Annotated in this window: 5 protein-coding genes; 4 read left to right on the top strand and 1 reads right to left on the bottom strand. The window is 68.1% G+C overall.

Features of this window, described 5'->3' with window-relative positions:
- Window positions 1-573 precede the first annotated feature (573 nt).
- Window positions 574-2,169, bottom strand: coding sequence for an MFS transporter (locus VFZ20_RS04455; protein WP_329682629.1), 1,596 nt, complete (start codon window positions 2,167-2,169; stop codon window positions 574-576).
- Window positions 2,170-2,423: 254 nt separating this feature from the next.
- Here VFZ20_RS04455 and acs point away from each other — a divergent pair, with 254 nt between their 5' ends.
- From acs to VFZ20_RS04435, 4 genes are all read left to right on the top strand, one after another.
- Window positions 2,424-4,439: an acetate--CoA ligase gene (gene acs, locus VFZ20_RS04450; protein WP_329682628.1), complete on the top strand. Its 2,016-nt coding sequence runs from the start codon at window positions 2,424-2,426 to the stop codon at window positions 4,437-4,439.
- A gap of 642 nt (window positions 4,440-5,081) precedes the next feature.
- Window positions 5,082-6,110 (top strand): hypothetical protein, encoded by a 1,029-nt coding sequence (locus VFZ20_RS04445; protein ID WP_329682627.1) that lies wholly within the window; start codon window positions 5,082-5,084, stop codon window positions 6,108-6,110.
- Window positions 6,111-6,129: 19 nt separating this feature from the next.
- Window positions 6,130-6,348, top strand: coding sequence for a hypothetical protein (locus tag VFZ20_RS04440; protein WP_329682626.1), 219 nt, complete (start codon window positions 6,130-6,132; stop codon window positions 6,346-6,348).
- Window positions 6,349-6,647: 299 nt separating this feature from the next.
- Window positions 6,648-7,718 (top strand): hypothetical protein (locus VFZ20_RS04435; RefSeq protein ID WP_329682625.1); only part of this gene is annotated, 1,071 nt, incomplete at its 3' end.

Raw genomic sequence — 7,718 nt, 5'->3', positions numbered from 1 at the left:
GGCGTGGGGTCGGGCATGGGAGTGCGTGAGTGCGTGAGTGCGTGAGTGCGTGAGTGCGTGAGTGCGTGAGTGCGTGAGTGCGTGAGTGCGTGAGTGCGTGAGTGCGAAAGTGCGAAAGTGCGAAAGGCTTGGGCGAGTTCGCGCGGAGGAGGTGGGTGTCTACCGCGGGCGAGAGCCCCCACCCCCCGGCCCCCTGTCCCCGCTTCGCGGGGGAGGGGGAGAACTGCATCGCGGCTGATGGCTTGGCGCCGCACGAATTCCTTGCCTGGACCGTGTGCACCCCACTGCACTCGCCCGGTCTCGACCCGTCGGCGAAGGCCGACATCGCGTAGTCAGAGCCGCGATTTCAATCGCCGGGGGTGTGCGCACGGGCTCCGCTGTTCCGCGCGGATCCATGCTCGCTCGCACCCCGCCGACGCGCGGTGCCCGCCCCCGCGCCCCGGGCCCGGTTCGAAGTGTATACCCTCTCCCGCGCAGTTTGCGGGAGAGAGACGCGAGGAACGAGCGGGGTGAGGGCCCGAGCGGGTGAGGGCCCGAGCGGGGTGAGGGTCCGCCTCCGCTCCCCGCCCCGCCCTACGCCTCCGCCTCCCGCTTCCGCCCCAGCCGGGGCAGCACCACGGCCAGCAGCACCACCGCCAGCAGCAGCCGGAACCCGTACTGCACGTACGGCGGCTGCCCCGCGGGCGTAAACGTGGGCAGCAGGTACAGGTCCGCCATCAGCAGCGCGCCGGCCGTCAGCGCGATCAGCAGCCCCAGGACCAGCGGGTTGGGGCGCGCGTCCACGGCCGCGTGCGTCTCGTCGTCGATGCGCACGTGCCGCGTCTCGCGCAGCAGCAGCGTGCCCAGCACGAACGTGATCATCGCCACCGTCACGGGATAGATGAGCCCCGCGTACTGCGCCGCCACGGGAAAGCCGTCCGGGCGCGCCGTGGCCATGGTCACCATGGCCGTGGCGATCACCGGAAGAAATCCCCCGAAGTAGCCGTTGCCCACGTGGTACGGCAGCGACACCGACGTGTACCGCACCCGCGCGGGAAAGCTCTCCACCAGGAACGCGGCGATGGGCCCATACACGATCGTCACGAACAGCACCAGGACGAACACGCATGCCGTGAGCCCCACCGCGTTGTACGTGCCCCCCGCCGGCGTGAACCCCCACATCAGCTTGAAGACGGGGATGGTGAAGATCGCGGCCAGCAGGTTGCCCGCCATCATCACCTTCTTGCGCCCGATGCGGTCCGACAGCGCGCCGAACACGATGAAGAACGGCGTGGCCAGGGCCAGCGCCACGGCGATGATCGTCCGCACGTCCACGAACTCCACCTTGCCCACGTTCTCCAGCCACGTGAGCGCGTAGAACTGGCCCGTGTACCACACCACGGCCTGCCCCGCCGCCGCGCCCCAGAGGACGATCAGCATCGTCTGCCACCGCCCCGCGCTGCCGAAGCTCTCCGCCACGGGGCGCGTGCTGGTCTTGCCGCTGGCCTTCATCCGCGTGAACAGCGGGCTTTCCTTGAGCCGCACGCGGATCACGAGCGACACCAGCACCAGCACGGCGCTCAGCAAAAAGGGGATGCGCCAGCCCCACGCCTCCCACGTTTCCGTGTCCATCGCGGAGCGCACGGCCAGGATGACGAGGAGCGACAGGAACAGGCCCAGCGTGGCCGTCGTCTGGATGAACGCCGTGTAGAAGCCGCGCCGGTTGTCGGGCACGTGCTCGGCCACGTACGTCGCCGCGCCGCCGTACTCGCCACCCAGCGCCAGACCCTGGACCAGGCGCAGCAGCAGCAGGATGAGGGGCGCGAAGACGCCGATGGTGGCGTACCCCGGCAGCAGGCCGATGACGAACGTGGCGCCGCCCATGATCAGCAGCGTCACCAGGAACGCGTACTTGCGGCCCACCAGGTCGCCGATGCGCCCAAAGAACAGCGCGCCGAACGGACGCGCCGCGAACCCGGCCGCGAACGTGGCCAGCGTCTGCAGCAGCGCCAGCGTGGTGTTGCCCTGGGGAAAGAAGTGCCCCGCGATGAGCGTGGCCAGCGATCCGAAGATGTAGAAGTCGTACCACTCGATCATCGTCCCCACGGCCGAGGCGAGGATCACCTTCCAGATCGTCGCGCGGTCGGCGGGCTCGTGGGCGGCGTGGGCGTGGACAGCGGCTTCTGCCATCGGGGTTCTCCAGGGGGATGGATGCGCGGCGGGAGGGCGTTTGCGTGCCCCCGGCGCCGCGCGTAGCTTGGCGAGCGAACGTCCGTTCCTGCGTCGATGCAACACGATTGCCGCCGCGCCCGCGTCCGGCAAGCCCGTCGTGCGCCGCGCGGGCGTACGGCGCTTGCAGCAACGTCCCGGAGCCGCGGCGGATTTTCGGTCCGCCGCCGTTCCGATCCAGCATTCAGCACCAAGCTCCGCCACGGGAGATCCGGATGGCCTCCACCGAGCAGACCCTCGACTCGCTCCTGCAGGAAGACCGCTCCTTTCCGCCGCCGCCGGCGTTCGTCGCGGCCGCCAATGCGAACGACCCCGCCATCTATGCGCAGGCGGCCGCCGATCCGCGGGCGTACTGGGAAGGGTGGGCCAAAAAGCTCCACTGGTTCAAGCCGTGGGAGCGCGTGCTGGAGTGGAATCCGCCGTACGCAAAGTGGTTCGTGGGCGGAACGCTGAACGCGTCGTACAACTGCCTGGACCGCCACGTGGAGGGCGGCAAGGCCCAAAAGACGGCGCTGCTGTGGGAGGGCGAGCCCGGCGACAAGCGCGCGTTCACCTACGCGGAGCTGCACGCGGAGGTATCCAGGGCGGCGAACGCGCTCAAGAAGCTCGGGGTGAAGAAGGGCGACCGCGTGGCCATCTACCTGCCCATGATCCCCGAGGCCGCCATCGCCATGCTGGCCTGCGCGCGGATCGGCGCGCCGCACAGCGTGGTCTTTGGCGGGTTCAGCGCCGAGAGCCTGCGCGACCGCATCCGCGACGCCGAGGCCCGCGTGCTCATCACGGCCGACGGCGGATACCGGCGCGGGGGCATCGTCCCCCTCAAGCGCGCGGCCGACGAGGCGCTGGAGGAGCAGGGCGGCTGCCCCACCATCGAGCACGTGCTCGTCGTAAAGCGCCACGTGGACGGCGAGGCCGTGGGCGGCGCGGCGATGAAGGACGGCCGCGACCGCTGGTGGCACGAGGTGGTGGACGCCGAGTCCGCCGCGTGCCCCGCGGCGGAGATGGACGCCGAGGACCTGCTGTACATCCTCTACACGTCCGGCACGACGGGCAAGCCCAAGGGAATCATGCACTCCACGGGCGGCTACCTCACCCAGTGCCTGGCGACCACCAACCTCGTCTTCGACCTCAAGGACGACGACGTGTACTGGTGCACGGCCGACGTGGGCTGGGTCACGGGGCACTCGTACATCGTCTACGGCCCCCTGGCCAACGGCGCCACGGTGCTCATGTACGAGGGCGCGCCCGACTCGCCGGACCGCGGGCGCTTCTGGCAGATCATCCAGGACTACAGGGCGACCATCTTCTACACGGCGCCCACGGCCATCCGCGCCATCATGAAGTGGGGCGAGGCGTGGCCGGCGAAGTACGACCTATCGTCCCTCCGACTTCTCGGGACCGTGGGCGAGCCCATCAACCCCGAGGCGTGGGTGTGGTACCACCGCAACATCGGCCGGGAGCGCTGCCCCATCGTGGACACGTGGTGGCAGACGGAGACGGGCGCCATCATGATCACCCCTCTCCCGGGCATCACCGAGACGGTGCCGGGCAGCGCCACGACGCCGTTTCCCGGCATCCGCGCCGACATCCTGTCCCTGAACGGCGAGCGCATCCCCACGGGCGGCGGGTTCCTGGCCATCCGCGACCCGTGGCCATCCATGCTGCGCGGCATCTGGGGCGATCCCCAGCGCTTCGTGGAGACGTACTGGAGCAAGTGGGACGGGCAGACGGTAGGCGCGGGCGACGACGCGCAGCCGGGCGCCAGCGTGTACTTTCCCGGGGATGGCGCCAAGCGCGACGACCGCGGCCACTTCTGGGTCATCGGCCGCATCGACGACGTGCTGAACGTGGCCGGCCACCGCATCGGGACCATGGAGGTGGAGTCGGCGCTCGTCGACCACCCCGCCGTGGCCGAGGCGGCCGTCGTGGGCAAGGCGCACGAGCTCAAGGGGCAGGCCGTGGCCGCGTTCGTCACGCTCAAGGAGGGGCACGAGGCCACGGACGCGCTGAAGAAGGAGATCAGCGACCACGTGGTCAAGAAGATCGGGGCCATCGCGCGGCCGGACGCCATCCTGTTCGCGGGCGACCTGCCCAAGACGCGTTCGGGCAAGATCATGCGCCGCCTGCTCAAGGACATCGCCGAGGGCCGGGCCCTGGGCGACACGACGACGCTGGCGGACCCGTCCGTCGTCGCGCGCCTCAAGGACGACTACGAGTCCAAGGAAGGCTGATCAACAACGAGGCACGTCACACCACGCGGGCCCTGATCCTTCCGGATCCGGGCCCGCGCTTCGTTTCGCCTTTTCGAGCGTCCAAGCGCCGTTCGCTGCGGCGCCATATCAAATCCGCATGAACACTGCGCATAGGCGTTGATTTCCTGAGGGAGCGCCCGCGCGGGACTCGCCCGCTCACAAGGCTGGGGGTGCGACCGAAAGGATCTCCTTCGCGGGGCAGGGACTTCGCTGCTCAACCGGGTCCTTACCGGGGCGGGAAGATCCTTCGGGGCGGCACGCATCCGTGCACGGTCGAGTTCGCGAGGGCCCCTGCATAGAAAGAGAGGCTAGTCATGGGCGTGTGGCAGGCTCCGCGCGAGCGCCCCCTCCGGGCTCGCGGAGCTCACCCACCTCCCCCCAAAACTCCTGGGGGAGGTTGAAATGCGCTTTCATCCCACGTGGTGCGCGCAGGGCCGAATGACTCAGGAAAACAACCGCGTTCCGGATCCGGGCTCAGGGCCAGGCTTTCAAACGTGCGACGCACCGGCTGGGAGAAAACGCGGCGGGATGTCCATCCCATCCTTCTGCCACACGCGGCCCGGGACGCAATCCCGGCGTCCCGCCCAAGGCCGCGCTCCTCCCTTTCACGGATGGTGATTCATGCCCAGGAAGCGGAATGTGATGATCGCCTCGCTCTCCACGTCCGAGAGCGACCTGCGCGCAGCCAAGAAGGAGTGGTCAACCCGGCTGCTCGGCTCCCGTCCCGGGGCGGCGTTCGGCGCGTTCGCCGCAAAGTCACCCGCGCCCGAGAGCAACGTGGTGGGCGTGGGGATGGGCGAGAAGTACGCGGGAGATCAGCCCACGGGCGTGCTGGCGCTCAAGTTCCTGGTGGTGCGCAAGTATCCCGAGGGGCAGCTTTCCGCCGGCGAACTGCTGCCCAGGCAGGTAGACGGCCTTCCCGTGGACGTGGAGGAGGTAGGGGTGCTGCGGCGGCAGAAGTCCGCCGCACCCGCGCCGCAACTGACCATTCCCAACCCCCGCACGCGCATCCGTCCCGCACGGTCCGGGGCCTCCATCGGGTTCGTGTCGCCCATGACCCGGATGGCCGGCACCCTTGGCGCGCTGGTGACGGACGGCAAGGAGCTCTATCTTCTGAGCAACAGCCACGTCATCGCGGACGAAGGCAGGCTCGCGGCCGGCACGCCCATCGTTCAGCCGGGCACACTGGACGGGGGAGCGCCGGGAGACGCCATCGCGGAGCTGACCCGTGCCGTGCCGTTCGCAACTACGGGCAACGTGGTGGACGCCGCTATCGCCCGGGTCATCAAGGGCGAGGACGTCTCGCGCGACGTCCTGCACATCGGCCCGGCCAGCGGCGTGACGCGCGCAAGCGTGGACATGGCCGTGCACAAGTTCGGGCGCACGACATCGTACACGGTGGGGAGGGTCACCAGCGTGGAAACGGACGTGAACGTGGAGTACGACACGGGCGTGTTCCGCTTCGACGACCAGGTCATCATCGTGGGGCGCGGTGGCAAGCCGTTCAGCGCTGCCGGCGACTCGGGCTCGTTGATCCTCGAGCGCGGGACCAACCTTGCCGTGGGGCTGCTGTTCGCGGGCTCGTCCAGCCACACCGTGGCCAATCACCTCGATGTGGTGCTTCGCAAGCTCAAGGTAAAGCTCGCCTGACGTACCCCAGGAGATCGGGATGGCAGACATTCGCTCCGTAAAACGCAAGTACTCGCCTGAGCTGCTGGACCGCCAAGGGGTTGCTGGCCTGGGAATCGAACGAGACGAGGCCGGGGCGGAAGTGCTTGTGCTGCACGTTTCCACCCGCGATCCCCGCGTGCTGGCGGATCTGCCGCGAGAGCTGGACGGATATCCGCTCCACATCGTTCAGAGCGGAACGTTCCGGAAGCTGGACTGATCTCAAGCCGGTACCGAGGGCCGCGCCCTGGGCGACACCACGACGCTGGCGGACCCGTCCGTCGTCGCGCGCCCCAAGGACGACTACGAGTCCAAGGAAGGCTGATCCGCTCGACACCGCGTGAAAGAGGCCGGCGCCCCCCTGTCTGGGGGCGCCGGCCTTTTTCAATACGTTGATCCCATCGCCGTCATGGCGCTTGGTGGGTGGCCACGATTCAAAACGCTTGACGCAATCCACCTCGCTGGATATCTGTGCTTTCCGTCAGAATTCCCACTGTTTCATTCTTCCGGAGCCCGATCATGCGCATCTCACGACTCCTCTGGGCCGTGTTTGCTGCCGTGCTGGCGTTTCCCGCCGGAGCCCGCAGCCAGAGTACCGGTGAGCTGGTGGTTACGTACGCTGGCACGGGCACCGATGCTCGCTTCAAGTCCTGTTCGTTCACGATCGACGACTCACTGCCGGACAGCCTCTTCACGAACTCGGTCCTGGTGCGATTCCAGGATTCATTGAAAGCGCCCCTGAAAGCTCCCTACAACATGCGGCTGCAGGTCGGGGCGCGTGACACGCAACGCGTCGCGACAGGTGCCGATACGGTTCGATTGGTCCTCGTCCGTTCGGCGTTACGAGGAAGCGAGGTCCGGCTGATCCGCGAGGGCGAGACGGGCGCCATCTGCGCTCACCGCGTGGAGGAAGAGGAAGGTGGAGAGATCGACCCTGCGTTTCAGCTCCTGGCCGGCGTGGAGTTCCTGAGCGTGGACGGGTTCGAGGACCGCGAGGTGCACATTCCCGCCACGGCGCAATGGATCATCCCGGTCCACGTGAGAGAGCCGAAGCAGCCTAGCAGAACAACGTCCTTCGGGGCAGCCTTCTGGCAGAGGCTCACCCACTGGTACGGAAACCCGTATGCCCTCCTGACGACTTCGGCCGAGTTCACACGCGTTCCGGGACAGGAGTTCAACTACGCGTGCGCACCCACCACCATCCTGCGCACCGTCGATCCCGAGACGGTGGCGGGTACGCGGTGTAGCGCCAACCAACCTAGGGGGACCGACTCGCTCACGGTGTTCAGGGAAGCATTCGGGGATACGACGTATTCGACCTTGAGCGCGTGGCGCATCACCTCCAGCTACCGGCACGAAGGCAACCTGGGCTGGGCGGACAACGACGTGTATGCCGGCCCCCTGCTTATCCTGGGACTGCAGACTGACCCGGGAATCGGGGCGCCCGATTTTTTCTGGTACTACACGCTGGGACTCAGCCTGACACAGGTAGAAATCACCGATGAGGGGTTCACCGAGCGATTCAACCTGCAGGCGGCGTGGGGACGGTCACCCAACTACGCCGAGAAGGTGGTCATCCTTCCGGACAGC

The sequence above is a fragment of the Longimicrobium sp. genome (genome assembly GCF_036280135.1).
Taxonomy (GTDB): Bacteria; Gemmatimonadota; Gemmatimonadetes; order Longimicrobiales; family Longimicrobiaceae; genus Longimicrobium.
Note: the sequence above shows the minus strand (reverse complement) of the source record. Positions and strands in the feature narration are given on the sequence as shown.